Source organism: Demequina sp. TMPB413 (assembly GCF_020447105.2).
GTDB lineage: Bacteria > Actinomycetota > Actinomycetes > Actinomycetales > Demequinaceae > Demequina.
The window spans coordinates 570,420-587,887 of record NZ_CP096184.1 but is presented as its reverse complement, the minus strand read 5'-3'; the positions used below and the strand labels follow the sequence as shown (position 1 = coordinate 587,887).

Annotated in this window: 19 protein-coding genes and 1 tRNA gene; 6 read left to right on the top strand and 14 right to left on the bottom strand. The window is 67.5% G+C overall.

The window, feature by feature from the left end; all coding sequences use genetic code 11:
• The first annotated feature begins 27 nt into the window (after positions 1 to 27).
• The 4 genes from LGT36_RS02785 to LGT36_RS02770 are packed head-to-tail and all read left to right on the top strand — an operon-like array spanning position 28 to position 3,254.
• Positions 28 to 891 carry an AraC family transcriptional regulator gene (locus LGT36_RS02785; RefSeq protein ID WP_226095422.1) on the top strand — a complete coding sequence of 288 codons (864 nt, stop codon included), beginning with the start codon at positions 28 to 30 and terminating at the stop codon, positions 889 to 891.
• Positions 892 to 928: 37 nt separating this feature from the next.
• Positions 929 to 1,501 carry a dihydrofolate reductase family protein gene (locus LGT36_RS02780; RefSeq protein ID WP_226095423.1) on the top strand — a complete coding sequence of 191 codons (573 nt, stop codon included), beginning with the start codon at positions 929 to 931 and terminating at the stop codon, positions 1,499 to 1,501.
• A 42-nt stretch (positions 1,502 to 1,543) separates the two neighbouring features.
• Complete coding sequence (locus LGT36_RS02775; RefSeq protein WP_226095424.1) at positions 1,544 to 1,927, top strand: DUF1801 domain-containing protein; 384 nt, start codon at positions 1,544 to 1,546, stop codon at positions 1,925 to 1,927.
• A gap of 31 nt (positions 1,928 to 1,958) precedes the next feature.
• Positions 1,959 to 3,254 carry a TIGR03862 family flavoprotein gene (locus LGT36_RS02770; protein ID WP_226095425.1) on the top strand — a complete coding sequence of 432 codons (1,296 nt, stop codon included), beginning with the start codon at positions 1,959 to 1,961 and terminating at the stop codon, positions 3,252 to 3,254.
• Positions 3,255 to 3,286: 32 nt separating this feature from the next.
• Here the strand turns inward: LGT36_RS02770 and LGT36_RS02765 are convergent, their stop codons facing one another.
• Positions 3,287 to 3,634, bottom strand: a complete 348-nt coding sequence (locus LGT36_RS02765; protein ID WP_226095426.1) for a helix-turn-helix domain-containing protein — start codon at positions 3,632 to 3,634, stop codon at positions 3,287 to 3,289.
• A gap of 79 nt (positions 3,635 to 3,713) precedes the next feature.
• Here LGT36_RS02765 and LGT36_RS02760 point away from each other — a divergent pair, with 79 nt between their 5' ends.
• Positions 3,714 to 4,397 carry an FMN-dependent NADH-azoreductase gene (locus LGT36_RS02760; RefSeq protein ID WP_226095427.1) on the top strand — a complete coding sequence of 228 codons (684 nt, stop codon included), beginning with the start codon at positions 3,714 to 3,716 and terminating at the stop codon, positions 4,395 to 4,397.
• Between the two features lie 55 nt (positions 4,398 to 4,452).
• Here LGT36_RS02760 and LGT36_RS02755 read toward each other — a convergent pair.
• From LGT36_RS02755 to LGT36_RS02720, 8 genes are all read right to left on the bottom strand, one after another.
• A tRNA-Ala gene (locus tag LGT36_RS02755) sits at positions 4,453 to 4,525 on the bottom strand.
• A gap of 355 nt (positions 4,526 to 4,880) precedes the next feature.
• Complete coding sequence (locus tag LGT36_RS02750) at positions 4,881 to 5,495, bottom strand: histidine phosphatase family protein (protein WP_226095096.1); 615 nt, start codon at positions 5,493 to 5,495, stop codon at positions 4,881 to 4,883.
• Positions 5,492 to 6,109: a histidine phosphatase family protein gene (locus LGT36_RS02745; protein WP_226095095.1), complete on the bottom strand. Its 618-nt coding sequence runs from the start codon at positions 6,107 to 6,109 to the stop codon at positions 5,492 to 5,494. Before LGT36_RS02745 ends, LGT36_RS02750 begins: the two co-directional genes overlap by 4 nt.
• Positions 6,106 to 6,468 (bottom strand): ribosome silencing factor, encoded by a 363-nt coding sequence (rsfS, locus tag LGT36_RS02740; protein ID WP_226095094.1) that lies wholly within the window; start codon positions 6,466 to 6,468, stop codon positions 6,106 to 6,108. Before rsfS ends, LGT36_RS02745 begins: the two co-directional genes overlap by 4 nt.
• A complete protein-coding gene (locus LGT36_RS02735) occupies positions 6,465 to 8,234 on the bottom strand; it encodes a hypothetical protein (RefSeq protein WP_226095093.1) in 1,770 nt (589 codons plus the stop codon). Before LGT36_RS02735 ends, rsfS begins: the two co-directional genes overlap by 4 nt.
• The gene (nadD, locus tag LGT36_RS02730; protein ID WP_226095092.1) at positions 8,227 to 8,817 is read right to left on the bottom strand and encodes a nicotinate-nucleotide adenylyltransferase; all 591 of its coding nucleotides are present in this window, start codon (positions 8,815 to 8,817) and stop codon (positions 8,227 to 8,229) included. The genes LGT36_RS02735 and nadD overlap by 8 nt, the downstream gene beginning before the upstream one ends.
• Entirely contained in the window at positions 8,810 to 8,965 is a 156-nt protein-coding gene (locus tag LGT36_RS02725) for a hypothetical protein (protein WP_226095097.1), read from the bottom strand. Before LGT36_RS02725 ends, nadD begins: the two co-directional genes overlap by 8 nt.
• 68 nt (positions 8,966 to 9,033) lie before the next feature.
• Positions 9,034 to 10,317 carry a glutamate-5-semialdehyde dehydrogenase gene (locus tag LGT36_RS02720; protein WP_226095091.1) on the bottom strand — a complete coding sequence of 428 codons (1,284 nt, stop codon included), beginning with the start codon at positions 10,315 to 10,317 and terminating at the stop codon, positions 9,034 to 9,036.
• Between the two features lie 78 nt (positions 10,318 to 10,395).
• On the opposite strand from LGT36_RS02720, the gene LGT36_RS02715 reads away from it, so the two are divergent.
• Positions 10,396 to 11,019, top strand: coding sequence for an alpha/beta hydrolase (locus LGT36_RS02715; RefSeq protein ID WP_226264502.1), 624 nt, complete (start codon positions 10,396 to 10,398; stop codon positions 11,017 to 11,019).
• Between the two features lie 275 nt (positions 11,020 to 11,294).
• On the opposite strand, the gene proB is transcribed toward LGT36_RS02715, so the two are convergent.
• From proB to LGT36_RS02690, 5 genes are all read right to left on the bottom strand, one after another.
• Positions 11,295 to 12,410 carry a glutamate 5-kinase gene (gene proB / locus LGT36_RS02710; protein WP_226096900.1) on the bottom strand — a complete coding sequence of 372 codons (1,116 nt, stop codon included), beginning with the start codon at positions 12,408 to 12,410 and terminating at the stop codon, positions 11,295 to 11,297.
• Positions 12,411 to 12,421: 11 nt separating this feature from the next.
• Complete coding sequence (gene obgE, locus LGT36_RS02705; RefSeq protein WP_226096901.1) at positions 12,422 to 13,951, bottom strand: GTPase ObgE; 1,530 nt, start codon at positions 13,949 to 13,951, stop codon at positions 12,422 to 12,424.
• A gap of 85 nt (positions 13,952 to 14,036) precedes the next feature.
• Entirely contained in the window at positions 14,037 to 14,288 is a 252-nt protein-coding gene (gene rpmA / locus LGT36_RS02700; RefSeq protein ID WP_226096902.1) for a 50S ribosomal protein L27, read from the bottom strand.
• A gap of 14 nt (positions 14,289 to 14,302) precedes the next feature.
• Complete coding sequence (gene rplU, locus LGT36_RS02695; RefSeq protein ID WP_226096906.1) at positions 14,303 to 14,611, bottom strand: 50S ribosomal protein L21; 309 nt, start codon at positions 14,609 to 14,611, stop codon at positions 14,303 to 14,305.
• 141 nt (positions 14,612 to 14,752) lie between these two features.
• Positions 14,753 to 17,008 carry an Rne/Rng family ribonuclease gene (locus LGT36_RS02690; RefSeq protein ID WP_226096907.1) on the bottom strand — a complete coding sequence of 752 codons (2,256 nt, stop codon included), beginning with the start codon at positions 17,006 to 17,008 and terminating at the stop codon, positions 14,753 to 14,755.
• Positions 17,009 to 17,468 lie beyond the last annotated feature (460 nt).

The following is a 17,468-nucleotide window of genomic DNA, read 5'->3' as shown; positions in this document are numbered from 1 at the left end:
TGCCCATATCATCGTGAAGGGCCCGAGGTGTCGTTCACCCTTTTCCCAGCGTCGCCCGCGCTGTCGCGCGATGTCGAGACAATAAGGTTCGCGCGTTACGAGGGGGACACTTCGCTCGCGGTGACGGTGTGCCCCAACGGCCTGCCAGGACTGGTCTTCAGTTGGGCCGGCGACGCCGGAGCCATCGAGAGCCTCAGAACCCGATCCGCAAGCCTCGACAACGTGCCGCCACTGTTTCTGCACGGACAGGGGTCCCAGCCGAGCGTCATGCGCTTTGTGCCGCGGCCATACACGTCGATACAGGTGGCGTTCCGCGCGTTCGGGCTGCACACGATCTTCGGGATTGACGCGACTCGCCTGGTGTTTGGCCTGCTGGAGCCTGCCGCTTTCGACGCGACAGAGCTTGACGAGCAACTCAGACAAGCACGTGACGTGGGAGCACGCATCGCCTTGCTCCAAGAGTTCTTGGAACGACGGCTCGCGGCCGGCCCACCGCGCGACGAAGGCATCGAGAACGTCATTGCACACATCGAGGCGCATCCCAGCACTGTGACGGTGCGGGACCTCCTGGACGTGATCCACACGTCGGAGCGGCAGCTGCAACGCAGGTTCGCCAAGGTCGTGGGCGGAACACCCAAGCAGTACATCCGCGTCAAGCGCGTCAATGAGGCGCTGCGCCTCATCAGGAGCGGCAACTACGGCACTCTCGCGGACGTCGCGCACGCACTCAACTACTTCGACCAGTCGCACTTCATCCGCGATCTGCGCGAGCTCTCGTGGGCGACCCCGCGCAGCCTGGCTCAGCGCGTCACCGAGTTTCATCACGACGCGGGTGGGGCCTCGTACGAGGAGGGCGGTTTTTCACAATTCGTGGCCGCGCCGCCCCCGTAGCGTCCTCGGTGTACCCACTCAAGGACAGGAGCTCCCCATGAGCAAGATCGTCGTACTCAACCGCGTCTCACTCGACGGCTACTTCGCCAGCAACGACCAAGCAACCTGGGGCATGTCCTGGTTCGTCCAGGATCCGGACGTCGAGGCCTTTGCGCACGAGCGCATCCACTCGGACACCCTCCTGCTTGGCGGTCAGACATTTCGCGGCTTCGAAAGGATGTGGGTGCCGCTGCTCAGGGACCCCAACGCTCCGGAACCGATGAAGGTCGTCGCCCAAGAGCTCACCGACATGACCAAAGTGGTGTTCTCGCGTGAACTCACGTCGACCGACTGGGACAACACGGAGTTTCACAGCGATGGGCTTGAGGCCACTGCCGGGCGATTGCGCGAGGCGGACGGGGCCGACCTCCTCGTCTTGGGTAGCGGCAGCATCGTGCAGCAACTCGCCGCGCACGATCTCATTGACGAGTACGTGCTCATCGAGACTCCCGTGATCGCAGGCTCGGGCAAGCGGATGTTTGCGGAAGGGCACGCCCAGCCCCTGACGCTGCTGACCGCCAAGAGCTTCGGCTCCGGCAACGCCGTGCTGCACTACGAGGTTCAGAGGTAGTCTCTGCCCAACCGCGTCGCGTGATCACGGAAGGAACGCCCCATGCAGAACTGCTCCGCGGAAGTGGACGCCTTCATGGAGACACTCGAGCATCCCATGGCCGAACTCGTCCAGCAGATCCGCCTGGGATTCCTGAGCGCAGTGCCGGAACTCACCGAACACATCAAGTGGAACGCCCCGAGCTTCTGCATGGCAGGCACTGACCGCGTGACCTTCAACCTGAGGCCGACCGACGGCATCCACCTCATCTTTCACCGTGGCGCGAAGCCAGTGGAGGATGACGTGCCGTTTCACTTTGATGACCCCTCCGGCCTGCTATCCATGATCACGCCCGAACGCGGTCAGGTCGTGTTGGCCGACGCTTCGGCGGTGAAGGCGAACGAGCAGGCGCTTCAACTCCTGGTGCGCGACTGGGTGCGCGCGTAGGCTGCGCGGTCGCGTGGGCTACGTTGACCCCATGCATACAGCGCGCGTCATCGGTGGGGGCCCTGCGGGCCTGATGGCCGCGGAGGTGCTGGCCCGCGCGGGCGTGTCCGTCACCGTGCACGAGCGCATGCCCTCCCCCGGCCGCAAGTTCCTGCTGGCGGGCCACGGCGGGCTCAACCTCACGCACTCGGAGGATCGCGAACGCTTTGTCACGCGGTACGGCACGTCGGCCGACAGGATCTCGCCGATGCTCGAAGTGTTTGGACCCGAGCACCTCCGCGCGTGGTGTGCCGAGTTGGGCGAGCCGACGTTTGTGGGGTCGAGCGGGCGCGTGTTCCCGCAGGCGTTCAGGGCGACTCCCCTGTTCCGGGCGTGGTTGGCGCGGCTTGAGGAGTTAGGCGTGCGGATCGAGCGACGGACGCTGTGGTCGGGTTGGGCGCACACCCCCGCAGCCGCGGACGACGCCGAAACCACCCGGGCCGACGCCTCCGCCGGCGCTCTTCTCATCACCGACGCCGACGGTCGGGTCACGCCGGCCGCCGCCGATGTGGTGATCTTCGCCCTGGGAGGCGCATCGTGGCCACACCTGGGCGCTGACGGAACGTGGGTGGACCTGTTCGCCGAGCGTGATGTCGAGGTGACTCCTCTGCGAGCGGCCAACGTGGGCGTCCGTGTGGACTGGTCGGAGGTCTTTGCCGAGCGCTTCGCAGGAACGCCTCTCAAGAACGTGTCCCTATCCGTGCCGGGCCAGTCCGGTGAGCCGCGCCGAGGCGACGCCATGCTGACCCGCTCCGGGATCGAGGGCGGGCCCGTCTATGCGAGCGGTGCCGCCATCCGCGACGCGCTCGACGCCACGGCGCCCCGCGCCGCGTCTACCAACAAGGCCGCGCGATGCATCCTGGAGGTCGACCTCCGGCCGGACCACAGCGTCGGCCACGTCGCTGAGCGCTTGCGGCACCGCCGCCCCAAGGACTCGACATCAAATTGGCTGCGTCGCTCCATCGGCCTGGACCCCGCAGCCATCGGGCTGCTACGGGAGGCCAGCGGTGGCACGCTGCCTAGCGACGCCGACGCCGTGGCGCGACTGATCAAGGCCGTGCCGCTGACCGTGACAGGGACGATGCCGATCGACCGGGCGATTTCGACAGCGGGCGGCATCGCGTGGTCCGAGGTGGACGAGCACCTCATGCTGCGCCGCATGCCCGGCACGTTCGTGGCGGGCGAGATGCTCGACTGGGAGGCGCCAACGGGCGGCTACCTGCTCCAGGCCTCGTTCAGCACGGGTGTGGTCGCGGCGCGGGGCGCGTTGAGGTGGCTCAAGGGCTGAACGCCCCCAGCGACGCGCGAACTCCTGCGGCGCTAAGGATTCGCGAGGTCGGACAGATTGCCTGCCGCCCACTGCCCGAGCTGGGTAAGGATCGGCAAGAGGCGCTCGCCGCTGTCGGTCAGGCGGTATGAAACGCCGACGGGCGGTCCGGGGCTGACGGCGCGAACGACGAGTTGAGCCTCGGCAAGCTCCGCGAGCCGTTCGGACAACACGGCGTCGCTGATGCCGCCTACCGCACGCCGGAGGCCACCAAAGGTGGAGGCGCCGTTACCGAGCGCCGAAATGATCATGCCGTTCCAGCGCTTGCCCAGCACCGTGAACGCGAGAGTCACCGCTGAGTCGCAGTTCGCGTGCTCTGCCTCGTCGTCGGTCGGCGTCATGTTCAGATTCTATCGTGCTACATTCGTGCTAGTCACTTGCTTTTTCATAGTGACTCCGTATTCACGAACTGGAGAGATCATGAAACTGTTCCGACTCGATGCCAGCATCATGCCCATGACCTCGGCGAGTCGATCGCTCGCCGACCTCGTCGAGGCCGAGTGGCTCGCTGCCCACCCCGCGTCGAGCGTCGTCCGTCGCGACCTCGCCGCCGATCCCGTGCCAGCCACCGCGTGGGCCGACGCGGTCACCTCCGGCTTCATCGAGGACGCTCAGCGGACGGACCGCCAGCGTGCGGCGCGGGCCATGGCGACCGAGATCGCCGACGAGATGATCGCGGCCGACGCACTCGTGTTCGCAGTTCCCCTGTACAACTACGGGGTCTCGCAGCACTTCAAGACCTGGTTCGACCTTGCCTACACGGATCCCCGTATCGATCCCCAGGGCACGGCTCTGCGAGGCAAGCCGGCCACGCTCGTCACCGTGCTCGGCGGAAACTACACTCCCGGCTCGCCACGAGAGGACTGGGATCACTCGACCGCATGGCTGAGTCGCATCCTCGAAGATGTGTGGGGCCTCGACTTGCGCGTGGTGAGACGTCCCCTCACCCTCGTGGGCGTCAACCCTGCGCTCGACGCCTTCACCGAGACGGCTGCCGAGTTGAAGCAGCGAGCCGAGTGGGACGCTGTCCGCTTTGGTCGTGAACTCGCGGAGGTCGCCGCTGGAGCCTCGACGATGTCTGCGCTCGGGTCAGACGCCCGGTAATGCAGAAAGCCGACCCGAAGGTCGGCTTCCCGAAGAGCTGTCTCCAACAACTCAGTGGAGCTGAGGGGACTCGAACCCCTGACCCCCTGCATGCCATGCAGGTGCGCTACCAGCTGCGCCACAGCCCCGCGATCTTGCGATCACGCGCTCATAAGAGCGACCGTCATCGTAGCCCAGAACGGGTCCGAATATCCAATCGGCTCCCGGCGTGCTCGCACCCCACGAGCCGGGGCCCAGCGCCTCGCACTCCCCGCCCCACCATGCCCGGCATATGGTTGTGGTGGTCGTTTGGCGTGCCAAAACGACCACCACAACCATATGGCAAGGTGGCGGTGGGTCGCGTCGCAGAGTGGCGGAAGCCATATGGCAGGGTTGCGGGAACCACATGGCAGGGTTGCGGGAGCGATATGGCAAGGTTGCGGGAGCGACACGGGCCGCGGCGCGAGCCGTATCACCGCGTGGGCAGCGCCCGAGTACCAGCGCCTAGCGCCCCACGCAGTACCTCTCGAGCGGCCAATCGTCGCCCCCGTGCCAGCACAGCTCGTTCCATGCCCCGTGCGGCAGGTGACCCAACCGAGACGGCGTCAGGGGCAGGCCCAGGATGCGGGCCACGCCCAGCATGATCGCGCTGCCGTGGCTCACGATCACCACGGTCTTCACGCCCGCTTGCGCGGCGCCGGCCGCGCGGTCCCTCAGGCCAGCGGCAACACGGTCGCCCACCTCGCCTGAGTGTCCCCAACCGGGGATGGCGGGATCGAGCCCGTCGTGGCGCCGCCGGTACTCCTCTGGCCACTGCTCGCGCACCTGGTCCCAGGTGTGGCCCTCCCACACGCCATAGGGGCGCTGTGTGAATCTGGCGTCGCGCTCGGCCGGACCTGCGCCAATCAACTCGGCCACGGCGTCGGCCGTGTGAGCGGCGCGCACCAAAGGGGACGACGCTACGGCCACCTCCGCCCCGTACTCAGCTACCACTCGCTGTGCGACCTGCTCCGCCTGCGCCAGGCCATCCGCGCCCAACGGCACGTCGAGCGAGCCCTGCAGCCGCCCCTCCGTGTTGTAGCCGGTGCGGGCGTGGCGCACAAGAACCAGACAGATCACGCCAAGACCGTATCGCCCACCGCGTTGAGTTCGCGCAGGACCCAGTGCCCATCGGCGTCGTCACCTGCGAGTTCGAGCTCCGCCCAGCGCGCATTGCCTAGTGTGCCGACGGCTCGCGAACCCAGTTCGAGGCCCAGCAGGGCACACATGAGCACCCGCAGCGTGGAGCCGTGGGCCACGAACATGAAGGTGCCGTCGCCCGTGGCGTGGTCCGCTACGGTCGCGAGCGCGCGTTCGGCCACCAAGGCGTGACCTTCGTAGCCCTCGATCCGCGGCTCCAGGCCCTTCTCCCAGCGTGCGTGCTCCTCCGCGTGGTCGGCACGCCTCACGGCCAGCTCGAGACCCTCCCACACGCCGTAGCAGCGCTCGCGCAGGCGCGCGTCGGTCAGCACCTCGGCACCGGTCTCTTCGGCGATGATCCGCGCCGTCTCGTGAGCGCGAGACAAGTCAGAGGAGACGATCCGCTCGACGGGCGCGAGTTGCGCCAGCAGCGGGGCCGCGGCGCGAGCTTGGGCCCTGCCCCTGTCGTTCAGCGGGATGTCAGAGGCGCCTTGAAGTCGGAACGCGGCGTTCCAGTCCGTCTCACCGTGACGGACAAGGATCAGCCGCCTCACAGCTCGTCTGGCAACGGAACGACGGGACAGTCCTTCCACAAACGCTCGAGCGAGTAGTACGCCCTGTCCTCTTGGTGCATGACGTGCACAATGACGTCGTTGAAGTCCATGAGCGCCCACCGGCCCTCGCGCATGCCCTCGCGGCGGATCGCCTTGACGCCGGAGGCCAGCAACGCCTCCTCGATACCCTCCGCGATGGCGGCGACCTGACGTTCGTTCGAGCCGGTCGCCAGCAGGAACACGTCGGCCAGAGGCATCTGCGCGCTCACGTCGAGCGCCAGGATGTCTTCTGCCTTCTTGTCCGACGCGGCGAGTGCGGCCTTGAGCGTGAGGTCAACGGCCCTCTCGGTGGCCGTCACTGGCCGAACGCCACGTTGTAGATGACCACGCCCAGCAAGAACATCAATGCCCCAATCACGGCCAGGTGCAGCCACTTGAAGTGCTTCGCGCCGCCCACTGGCGGCAAGTCGGGAACGCGACGGATCTGACCTGTGACGGGGAACTCGCCAGTCACAGGGAACTGACCGCTGGCCGGGAACTGACCCGTTGTCGGGAACTGGCCGCTCGAAGGGAACTGCGCTGCCGTCGGGTTCTGACCCGTCGTCGCGGGGCCCTGTTGGCGCGGCTGGTTGTACAACTGCGAGAAGTCCGGCCGAGGCACGTCATTGACAGGCTCGAAGTCGTCAACCTCCGGCGGCGACGACGGGGCGGCCGCGTCGAGCGGGTGAGTCCCCCACGGGGCGGGGTCGTTGCCAAAGCCTGCATCGGTTGCGGAGGCTGGCGGCATCGGCACCTCGCCGGACGACGCACGGAGAGTCTCGTCAAAGGTCGCGTGGTGAGGAGCGAGGCCTCCAGGCGGTGTCACCGGAGCGACGGGAGTCGGTCCCTCTGGCACGGGAGCCTGGGGAGGCGGCATGACGGGGAACTGGCCGCTAGGAGGCGCGAGCGATCCTGGTACGGGGAAAGGCGCGTTCGCCAGCGGCTCCCACGGAGCGGGTGCAGGTGCAGGTGCAGGTGCGCCCAGCGTCGAGAACTGCTGCTCACCCTCGGGGTCAGCTGGCATCTCGAAGCGGCTGGCGACTGGTGGCTCCTGCTGCGCGTCCGCGCTCTGCTCTGGCGCCGGCCCTGGTGCTGGTTCTTGACGCGCGCTCTTCTCGATGCCGCTCATCGCGGCTTCGGTGAGCCTGCGCAACTCCTCGATGCCGCGCCGACGCTCTTCTGCCTCGTCGTCTTCCGGCGCGTTCTCCGCTGGCGACGCCTGGGCCTCGCGCGCGAGTCGATCTTGCTCAAGCAAGGCCGCTTGGGAGGAGCCCGGCGGAAATAGTTCTTCGAACACCTTGGCGCGAGCGGCCGCGGCCGCGGCCTCGTTGAGATCGTCTGATGTGCGCGCCGACTCGGTCGTGTCTGGCCGGTCCTCGACCGTCGCTTCTGCGGCGGGCTCCTCTTCAGGGGCTTCAGGAGCCTGCTGCCCGGGTGCCACCGGAGCCAGGCCCTCGCCGTCGAGCTCGAAGCGAGGCGAGTACTCCTCGGTCACAGCGGCGGGCTCTGCTGGCTTCGCCTCTTCGACGGGCTCGAACGTCCCCGGTTCGGTCGTGGGGGCCGTCTCGCCGGCGGGCTCGAAATCGCTGGGCTCAGCCTTGGCCACCGGCTCGAAGGCGCCAGCCCGCTCGTCGGCCGTTGGCTCAACCGGCGTCGGCGCTGCGTCGGCGACGGGTTCGGTCACCGGGGCGGCGTCGGCTTCGCCTGGCTGAAAGCCCTCCAGGTCTCGCTGTGCCAGAATGCGCAATTCGGCTGACGCCGTCTGCGCATCGGCGGCGGCCTTCTCGGCGGCCTCGCGCGCGAGCCGCTCTTGTTCCGCGATGCGCTCGGGAGTCATGGCGGGGATCTGACCGGTAGCGATCATCTCCTCTTCCGCCGTCCAACTCTCCATGGGCCGCGCGAGGCGCTCTAGGCGTCGGCGATCCCTACGCGAGAGCTGTCGTTCAGCTTCGGCGGCGGCTTCATTTTCGCGTGTGTCGGCACCTTGCCCAGCGGGCAGGGTGGGGTCGTCATGAGCCGCGGCGCGCTCTGCGGCCTGAGCCTCCATGGCGCGGCGTGCACGGCGCGACAAGGGCGCGTCAGGCATCCGATCCTCCGAGATACAGCGAGTGCTGAGTGATGTAATCGGCCACCGAGTCAGGGACCAGATAGCGCACAGGCGCTCCGGTCCGCAGTCGGCGCCGAACTTCGGTCGAGGATACCCCCATCTGGGGGGCCTCGACCACAAGGTGTGACGCACCCGGCGCTGGCTGCTCGTAGCCAGGTCTGCCGACTGCGACAAAGGTGGCAAGGGTCACCAAGCGGTCAGGATCGCGCCATTCGGACAACCGGGCGATCGAGTCCGCCCCTCCAATGAAGAAGAAGTCTGCGTCTGGGTAGACCGCCGCGAGGTCGGTGAGGGTATCGACCGTGTAGGTCGTGCTGCCCCTGACCACGTCAACGTCGGACGCCTCCAACCGCGGATCGCCGGTCGCCGCGAGCCGACACATGTCGAGACGCTGCGCCGGGGTGGCGTGGCCGTCAGACTCCTTGAAGGGCTGACGCACGGCGGGGACCAGCAACACGCGATCGAGACCGAGGGAATGGCACACCTCACTGGCCACAACGAGGTGGCCAACGTGAATCGGATCGAACGTCCCGCCAAGGACGCCGATGCGGAGGCTACTCACCCTGGTGACGGGTACCCACACTCCGGAACGCATAAGTGACAAAGAGCAGCGACATCAGGCCCGCGAAAGCGAGTAGCCCAACCGCGGCCGGCGGAATCGAGGACTCCGCGTGCGTCTCTTGGACGGCGGCCATGAGGATCATGCTCACAGTGACTCCTTCTACGTTTCGCTTAGCGCCCAGTATTTCATGAGGCGCCTCACGAAAGGAACGACTCGCTAGCCGCGGACGTGCCCGTCGCCGTAGACCACCCACGTGGTCGTGGTGAGTTCCGCGAGGCCCATGGGGCCGCGCGCGTGCAACTTCTGCGTGGAGATCCCGATCTCGGCCCCCAAGCCAAACTCGCCGCCATCGGTGAAGCGGGTCGACGCGTTGACCATCACTGCGGCGCTGTCCAAGTGGGATACGAAGTGCTCTGCGGCGTTGATGTCGTCCGTGACGATCGCCTCAGTGTGGCCCGTCGAGTAGCGCCGGATGTGCGCGATTGCCTCGTCAATGTCGTCCACCACCTTGACCGCGAGGTCCATCGACAAGTACTCCGTCTCCCAGTCCTCCTCCATGGCAGGCACCGTCGGGACGTTGTCAGGGGCAAGGCTCGCAGCAGCGTCGTCGACGTGGAGCGTCACTCCTGATGCGTGGAGAGCCGCCAGCACGGCAGGCAACTTGTCCTCTGCGTCTTTGTGCACCAGCAGCGTCTCGGCCGCGTTGCACACACCCACGCGGTGAGTCTTCGAGTTGATGACGATGTTGATGGACCGCTCGAGCGGCGCAGAGGCGTCGAGGTAGACGTGACAGTTGCCCTCCCCCGTCTCGATCGCTGGCACGGTCGATTCCTTGACCACCGTCTGGATGAGCCCCCGCCCGCCGCGCGGCACCAGCACGTCCACCAGGCCGCGCGCGTGCATGAGCACCCTCGCGCCCTCGCGCCCGTACGCATCGATGGACTGCACGCAATCGCGCGGCAAGCCGACGGACTCGAGCGCGTCCTGCAGCACCGCCACGATCACCTCGTTGGACTCGGCCGCCGCCGACCCCCCGCGCAACACCGCTGCGTTTCCTGACTTGAGCGCCAAGCCCGCCGCATCCACGGTGACGTTGGGTCGTGCCTCGTAGATCATGCCGACCACGCCCATCGGCACGGCCTTCTGGGTGAGCCGCAAGCCGTTGGGCAGCGTGGAACCGCGCCTGATCTCCCCCACGGGGTCCGGCAGGGACGCGAGGAAGCGCAGCGCCTCTGCGATCGTCGTGATGCGCTCCTCCGTGAGCGTCAGCCTGTCCAGGAGGCCTGGGCTCATGCCGCCGTCCCGCTCGCGGTCAACGTCCTTCGCGTTCGCCGCGACGATGCGGGCGGCGTCGGCCACCAAACCGTCTGCCATGGCATGCAGCGCGGCGTCCTTGGTGATCCTGGTGGCTGTCGCGAGCGCCCGCGAGGCAACCTTGGCGCGCTGGCATGCCTCGAGGACGGCGGCTTCGACGTCGGGGGAGATCACAGTGTCAGTCATGCCGACCAGTGTAGGCGCGGGCATGCGGGCCGGTCAGGGTGGCGGTGGCACCGCCATGGTTCGCGGTTTACTGGAGTCATGACCCTCGAAGCGCTATACAGCCCCGATTGGGCGGACCACCCCGCGCCCGAGACCGTCGTCCTGCTCCTGCACGGCTACGGCTCCAACGAGCGCGACCTGCCCGGCATCGCTCCCTATCTAGGTGTGGATGCGCCGTGGGCGTCGGTGCGCGCGCCGTTGGAGATGGGATACGGAGGGGCGGCCTGGTTCCCTCTGGCGGGCGACGCCAGCCGTTGGCTCGATCCGGCGCCCATCGAATCCGCGACGGATGCGCTGTGGGAGTGGATTGACGACAACGTGCCTGCTACTGCCCGGCTTGTCACCGTGGGCTTTTCGCAGGGCGGCATGATGGCCAGTCAGCTCTTGCGGACCCGTCCAGAGCGGATCAAGGACACCGTCATTCTGAGCGGCTTCGTCCTTGCCGAGCCGCAACCGGCCGACGCTCGCCTCGCCGAAACGCTACCTCCCGTTTTCTGGGGCAGGGGCACGGCCGACGCTGTGGTCCCGGAAACGCTGGTCACTGCAGCTTCGGCGTGGCTTAAGACGCAGACGACCCTGACAGAGAAGGTGTACCCAGGGTTGGCGCACTCGGTGCACGATCAGGAACTCGCCGACGTGAAGGCGCACCTCACGCGGCCCTGACTCGCATCCCCGGCGGCCTCGTCGCAACCCATCGGCCGGACCGAGCTCGGCCACGGCGCCCGCCCCGCCCTCCGACACTGCGAACCGTTCTGACCGCGACACGCCGCGACTCGCCGCCTCACGAGCCTCAAGACCGGCGTGTCGCGCGCCCGGACGGTTCAAACTGTCCACCCGCTACGGGCGTGCCTGCACCGCGGCCCCATGCGCGCAGCGCGCGGGGCGCGCGGTGCTGGCCCGCGGTTGCGGCAGCCGGGGCAACCTGGTGCGAGCGGCGCCTACAGCACCACGAGGTCGTCGATGTGGATGAGCTCGCGCGCGAAGACCTCGCCCAGAGACTCTCGAAGGGCTCCGGTTGAGAGCCCCTTCATGCGGTCGGCCTCCTCTGCGGAGAATCCCGCGAAGCCACGCGCCACCACCATGCCCGCGCGCGTCAGGAGCTCCACCGGCTCCCCCGCCTCGAAGGCGCCGCGCACCTCGACTACGCCTGCCGCAAGCAGCGACGCACGCCGTCCGGAAACCGCCCGAACCGCGCCGTCGTCCAATACAAACGCCCCGCGCACCTTCGCGGCGTGAGCCAGCCACTGCAGCCGCGTCGTGTCGCGCTTACCTGTCACATGAAAAAGGGTGCCCACAGGATGCCCTGCCAAAGCGTCGGCCGCGTTCCCTGCGGACGTCAGCACCACCACCACTCCCGATGTGGTCGCGAGCGAGGCCGCCTCAAGCTTGGTAATCATGCCGCCGGTGCCCAGGGCAGAGCCGCGCCGCGAAATGTCGATGCCCGCCACGTCTTGAGGATCAGTGACCTCCACGATGCGCTCGGCGCCCGGCGTGTCGGGGGCGGCCGTGTAGAGCCCATCGACGTCCGTGAGCAGCACCAGAGCGTCAGCGTGCGCCACAGTCGCCACCAGCGCCGCCAGGCGGTCGTTGTCGCCAAAACGGATCTCATCCGTGGCGACAGTGTCGTTCTCATTCACGATCGGGACGACGCCCAGGTCAAGCAGGCGGTTGAGCGCACGTTGGGCGTTGCCGTAGTGGGTGCGGCGCACCATGTCATCGCTCGTGAGGAGCACCTGGCCCGTGGTCAGGCCGTGCCGGGCGAAGGCCTCCGTGTACGCGGCAACGAGCAGGCCCTGCCCCACCGACGCCGCCGCCTGCTGCATCTCAAGGTCGCGCGGACGCGCGGGGAGCCCCATGGGCCCGATGCCCGCCGCGATCGCTCCCGACGTCACCAGGATGATCTGCCTGCCGGCAAGGCGCTCGGCTGCCAGCACGTCGGCCAGGGCGGTGACGGCGTCACGCGACAGGTGGCCGTCGGCACCCGTCAGCGACGAGGAGCCGATCTTCACCACGACCCGCCTCGCACCAGCGATGACGCCGCGCAGCTCGCCCACGATTCCTCCGTCTACTTCTGCTCGTCCTCTGCTGGGTCGGTCCAGTGTCCCGCATTGCGCTCGTTCCACAGTTCCTCACGCGCCGCAGACTTTGCGTCCATGCGCTCCTTGTGTTCGGCGCGCTTCTCCGCACGGGTCGCGCGAGCGTTGCGCTCCATCTCTTCGACGCGCAAGTCGGTGCCGCGTCGGCCGAGCAGCTCTGCACCAGCCACCATGGTGGGCTCCCAATCGAAGACGACGCCGGTCTCGCGATCGCCGATCACCACCTGGGCACCTGGAACGGCTCCCGCAGCAAAGAGCTCCGTCTCCACGCCGATGCGCGCAAGACGGTCCGCGAGGTAGCCGACGGCCTCGTCATTGGCGAAGTTGGTTTGCTTGACCCAGCGCTCTGGCTTGGGGCCGAGCACCTGGAAGTAGTCCTCGGCACCGTCCCGCACGTGGGTGACGGTGAAGCCTGTCTCGTTGACGGCGCGAGGGCGCACCACGATGGGCGCCCGCTCCAAGACGGGCGCTTTGGCGCGCTCGTGCGCCACCATGTCGGCCAGCGCGAAGCCAAACTCGCGAAGCCCCTCGTGGCTGACGGCACTGACCTCAAACACCGGCATGCCGAGAGCATCGAGTTCGCCGCGCACCATCGCCGCGAGCTCACGGCCGTCGGGGATGTCGATCTTGTTGAGCACGATCACCTGCGGGCGTTCGGCGAGCGGCACCCCAGCGATGTGAGCGTCGCCGGAGTAGGCGCGCAGTTCGTCGGAAATCGCCTCGAGGTCCCTAACCGGATCCCTGTCAGATTCCAGCGTGGCCGTGTCAAGCACGTGGGCGATCACTGAGCAGCGCTCGATGTGCCTCAAGAAGTCGTGGCCAAGGCCCTTGCCCTCTGACGCGCCGGGAATCAGTCCAGGGACGTCGGCCATCGTGAAGCGCCCGCCGCCAGTTTCCACGACGCCGAGGTTGGGCACCAGCGTGGTGAAGGGATAGTCGGCGATTTTGGGTCGCACCGCGCTCATGGCCGCAATGAGGGACGACTTGCCAGCGCTGGGATAGCCCACCAGCGCGACGTCGGCGATCGACTTGAGCTCCAGGACAACAGTGGCCTCTTCGCCAGGCTCGCCCAACAACGCGAAGCCTGGCGCCTTGCGCTTCTGAGTGGCGAGGGCAGCGTTGCCAAGCCCACCGCGACCACCTTGGGCGACGATGTACTCGGCGCCGTCTCCCACCAGGTCAGCCAGGACTTCGCCCTCTGGGCTCACGACCATGGTGCCGTTAGGCACCGACAGTCGAAGGTCGTCGGCGTTCGCTCCGTGACGCATGTCGCCGGCGCCTTGCTTGCCGTTGCTTGCCTTGCGGTGAGGGGCGTGGTGGTAGTCGAGCAGGGTGGTCATCTGGGCATCAACGACGACGATGACGGAACCGCCGCGCCCGCCGTTGCCGCCGTCTGGGCCGCCGAGGGGCTTGAACTTTTCGCGGTGCACGGAGGCCACGCCGTGACCCCCGGAGCCCGCGGTCACGTGCAGCGTCACGCGGTCAACGAACGTGGCCATGGCTCCTCCTTGGGATCGACGTTACGAGAGAAAGCAACAGGGGCGCCACCACTGGTGACGCCCCTGTTGGAAAAGACTTGGGGATCTAGCTGGCGACCACGTCGATGACCTTGCGGCCACGACGCTTCGTGAACTCAACCGCGCCTGCCTCGAGGGCGAACAGGGTGTCGTCCTTGCCACGGCCTACATTGAGGCCGGGGTGGAAGTGGGTGCCGCGCTGACGGATCAGGATCTCGCCTGCGTTGACGACCTGGCCGCCAAAGCGCTTCACGCCGAGGTACTGAGCGTTGGAATCGCGACCGTTGCGCGAGGAGCTCGCGCCCTTTTTGTGTGCCATGGTTCAGTCCTCGCTTACTTGATGCCTGTGACCTTGAGCCGCGTCAGATCCTGACGGTGGCCCTGGCGCTTGCGGTAGCCGGTCTTGTTCTTAAACTTGAGGATGTGGATCTTGGGTCCACGCTCGTCGCGCACCACCTCTGCAGTGACCTTGACCTTGGCGAGGTCCTTGGCGGCCGAGGTGACCTTGTCACCGTCAACCAGCAGCAGAGCGGGAAGCTCAACGGACTCGCCGGTCTTCGACCGAAGACGGTCCACGACGACGACGTCGCCTACGGACACCTTCTCCTGACGGCCGCCGGCCTTGACAATCGCGTACACCATGATGACTTCCTCTTGAAGCTCGTTTACTCGCGGCCCTTATGGGCCAGGGGGGTCCCGCCGCAGCCGCTCCCAAGGAGGGCGCAGGCAGGGCTGGGCGCTTGCGCGCCGACGGACAACTATACGTGTCAGACGGCGCTCAGGTCAATCGGACGTCGGCGCGTCCTCGGTTGCCTCCGCAACCGTCTCCGTGTCTGCTTCTTCGTGAGCGTGGTGCGCCTTCTCGGCGGCCGCGGCGATGGACGCCAAGGTCGCCTTGACCATCTCGCGCGACTCGTCGCGCTGGTCGAGTGCTGGCACCTCCGCCGCAGGCTTCGGCTCGTCTGCCTTGGCCTTTCCGGAGCCTCCGCGCGAGTTTCGCCTGCGCGGCTGCTCTGGCTGCTTCTCGGTCGCCTCGCCCACGGGCTCACCGTGCACCAAGAAGCCGCGGCCCTTGCAGTGCTCGCACGTCTCTGAGAACGCCTCGACCAGACCCTGGCCCACGCGCTTGCGGGTCATCTGGACCAGGCCAAGAGAGGTGACCTCTGCCACCTGGTGCTTGGTGCGGTCGCGAGACAGGCACTCGATCAGGCGGCGCAGCACGCGGTCGCGGTTCGCCTCGAGCAGCATGTCGACAAAGTCGATCACGATGATGCCGCCGATGTCGCGCAGCCTCAGCTGTCGCACGATTTCTTCAGCAGCCTCGAGGTTGTTGAGCGTCATCGTCTCTTCGAGAGTGCCGCCCTTGCCCACAAACTTGCCGGTGTTGACGTCCACCACCGTCATGGCCTCGGTGCGGTCGATCACGAGCGAGCCGCCGGAGGGCAGCCACACCTTGCGGTCCATCCCCTTGGTGAGCTGCTCGTCGATCCGGTGGGCCGCGAACACGTCTCCGTCGCCCACAAAGCGGTGCAGGCGCGGAGCGAGGTCGGTGGCGACCTGGCCCACGTAGGCGCTCAGGGAGTTCCAGGTGTCCTCGCCCTGAATGGTGAGGGACTCGAAGTCTTCGTTGAAGATGTCACGGACCACGCGAATGGCCATGTCGGGCTCGGCGCGCAGCAATTGCGGCGCCTTGCCGCCTTGAGCCTCGGCCTCAATCGACTCCCACTGGCGCTTGAGTCGCTCGACGTCTGCACGCAACTCCTCCTCGGAGGCGCCCTCGGCTGCCGTACGGACGATGACCCCAGCGTCGGCAGGGATCACTTCGCGCAGCAACTTCTTGAGGCGGTTGCGCTCGGTGTCGGGAAGCTTGCGGCTGATGCCGGTCACTCCCCCGCCTGGCACATACACGAGGAAGCGCCCTGCGAGCGAAATCTGTGAGGTGACGCGAGCGCCCTTGTGGCCGATCGGGTCCTTGGTGACCTGCACCATGACGGTGTCGCCTGGCTTGAGAGCAAGCTCGATGCGCTTTGGCTTGCCGTCGAGCCCTGCGGCGTCCCAGTTGACCTCGCCTGCGTACAGCACGGCATTGCGACCGCGACCCACGTCAACGAACGCGGCCTCCATGCCTGGCAGCACGTTCTGCACGCGGCCAAGGTAGACGTTGCCTGCCATCGAGGCCTCGGCCTGGTGGCTCACGTAGTGCTCGACCAGCACGTCGTCCTCAAGCACGGCGATCTGCACGCGGCCGTCCTTCTCGCGCACCACCATGTCGCGCTTGACGGACTCACGCCTGGCCAAGAACTCGGCCTCGGAGATCACGGGGCGACGACGTTGGCCATCCCTGGAATCACGCCGACGCTGACGCTTGGCCTGCAGTCGCGTGGAGCCTTGGAGTTGGTCGTCGTTGCTGCTGGAGGATGACGACGCATTAGATGAGGACGAGCGCGAGCCCCTGCTGCGGCGCCTGCGCCTGCGCGAAGTGCCGGAGCCGTCGCCGTCGTCACTCGCGTCGTCGCCTGAACCGGAGTCGTTCGAGTCTTCTGAACCGGAGTCGTCCGCGCTCGACGGTTCCGCGGCGTTGTCGTCGCCCTCGCCGTCGGTGCGCTTCTTGCCGCGACCGCGGCCGCCACGCCTGCGTCGGCGCTTAGCAGCGTCGTCGCCGTCGCTGTCGCTGTCACCGGAAGCGTCCTGGCCCTTGCTGCCCGACGCTTGGACGTCGCCGTCCTGCTGGTCCTTCGGCTGATCGCCTTCGCTCGCCGTCGGGGCTGCCTTCTTGGCACGAGTGCGCTTGGGCTTTGCCTCGCCGGCGTCGCCGTTGTCGGAGCCGGAAGCCTTCTGGGCGTCGTCGCCGCTGGCGGCCTTGCCCCTCCTGGACGAGGCGGTCGCCTTAGGCGCCTGGCTCGGCTTGTCTGCGGCCGACGGCGGTCCCGCGGGCGCCGATGCCCTGCGGGGCGCGCGCTTTGGCGGGCTCTCCGGGGCCATCTGCGGTGCTTGGAAGATCACGGCGTTGGGGGTGGTAGTGGTGTTGTCCTCGCTCACAGCGGGTACCTCACAGCGTCAAGGCCGACCACACTCGGCCCCGGCGTCTTCGTCGGTCGCCACTCTCGGTGACGGAAGTCTCATGGTCGCGGCGGACCATTCCGGGGCGGCGCCTGGCGGATTGCTCCGCTGTCAGCCAAGGCCGGTGTGTCTGTCGCGTGGTGGGCACTTCGTGTGGAGAAGCGCTGACCTGTGGCCATTGTGGCATACCCCACCTGAAACGGGGCTTTTGTCGTGGCGCGCCGACGAAAGCAGGCGGGCTGCGCTCACGGGCGCGACCCGTGTCGATGCGGCACCGAGGTCCCGTGTGCCACCCGGGACCGGCTCGCTCGACGATCCCGCTTCGAGGACCGCATACACACACGGACCAGGTCTGATAGACTGCTGAACCGCGCGCCGTCCCGCGTCAGAACCGGGATCTTTCCGGGACGCCACCTCTGGGACCTGTCCGCGGAGGTGC

What these genes read in the sequence shown, in the direction of transcription:
- LGT36_RS02780 (WP_226095423.1), top strand. Translation starts at nt 929, where the DNA reads ATGAGCAAGATCGTCGTACTCAACCGCGTCTCACTCGACGGCTACTTC.
- LGT36_RS02775 (WP_226095424.1), top strand. Translation starts at nt 1,544, where the DNA reads ATGCAGAACTGCTCCGCGGAAGTGGACGCCTTCATGGAGACACTCGAG.
- LGT36_RS02770 (WP_226095425.1), top strand. Translation starts at nt 1,959, where the DNA reads ATGCATACAGCGCGCGTCATCGGTGGGGGCCCTGCGGGCCTGATGGCC.
- LGT36_RS02765 (WP_226095426.1), bottom strand. Translation starts at nt 3,634, where the DNA reads ATGACGCCGACCGACGACGAGGCAGAGCACGCGAACTGCGACTCAGCG.
- LGT36_RS02760 (WP_226095427.1), top strand. Translation starts at nt 3,714, where the DNA reads ATGAAACTGTTCCGACTCGATGCCAGCATCATGCCCATGACCTCGGCG.
- LGT36_RS02735 (WP_226095093.1), bottom strand. Translation starts at nt 8,234, where the DNA reads ATGCCTGACGCGCCCTTGTCGCGCCGTGCACGCCGCGCCATGGAGGCT.
- LGT36_RS02720 (WP_226095091.1), bottom strand. Translation starts at nt 10,317, where the DNA reads ATGACTGACACTGTGATCTCCCCCGACGTCGAAGCCGCCGTCCTCGAG.
- LGT36_RS02715 (WP_226264502.1), top strand. Translation starts at nt 10,396, where the DNA reads ATGACCCTCGAAGCGCTATACAGCCCCGATTGGGCGGACCACCCCGCG.
- obgE (WP_226096901.1), bottom strand. Translation starts at nt 13,951, where the DNA reads ATGGCCACGTTCGTTGACCGCGTGACGCTGCACGTGACCGCGGGCTCC.
- rpmA (WP_226096902.1), bottom strand. Translation starts at nt 14,288, where the DNA reads ATGGCACACAAAAAGGGCGCGAGCTCCTCGCGCAACGGTCGCGATTCC.
- rplU (WP_226096906.1), bottom strand. Translation starts at nt 14,611, where the DNA reads ATGGTGTACGCGATTGTCAAGGCCGGCGGCCGTCAGGAGAAGGTGTCC.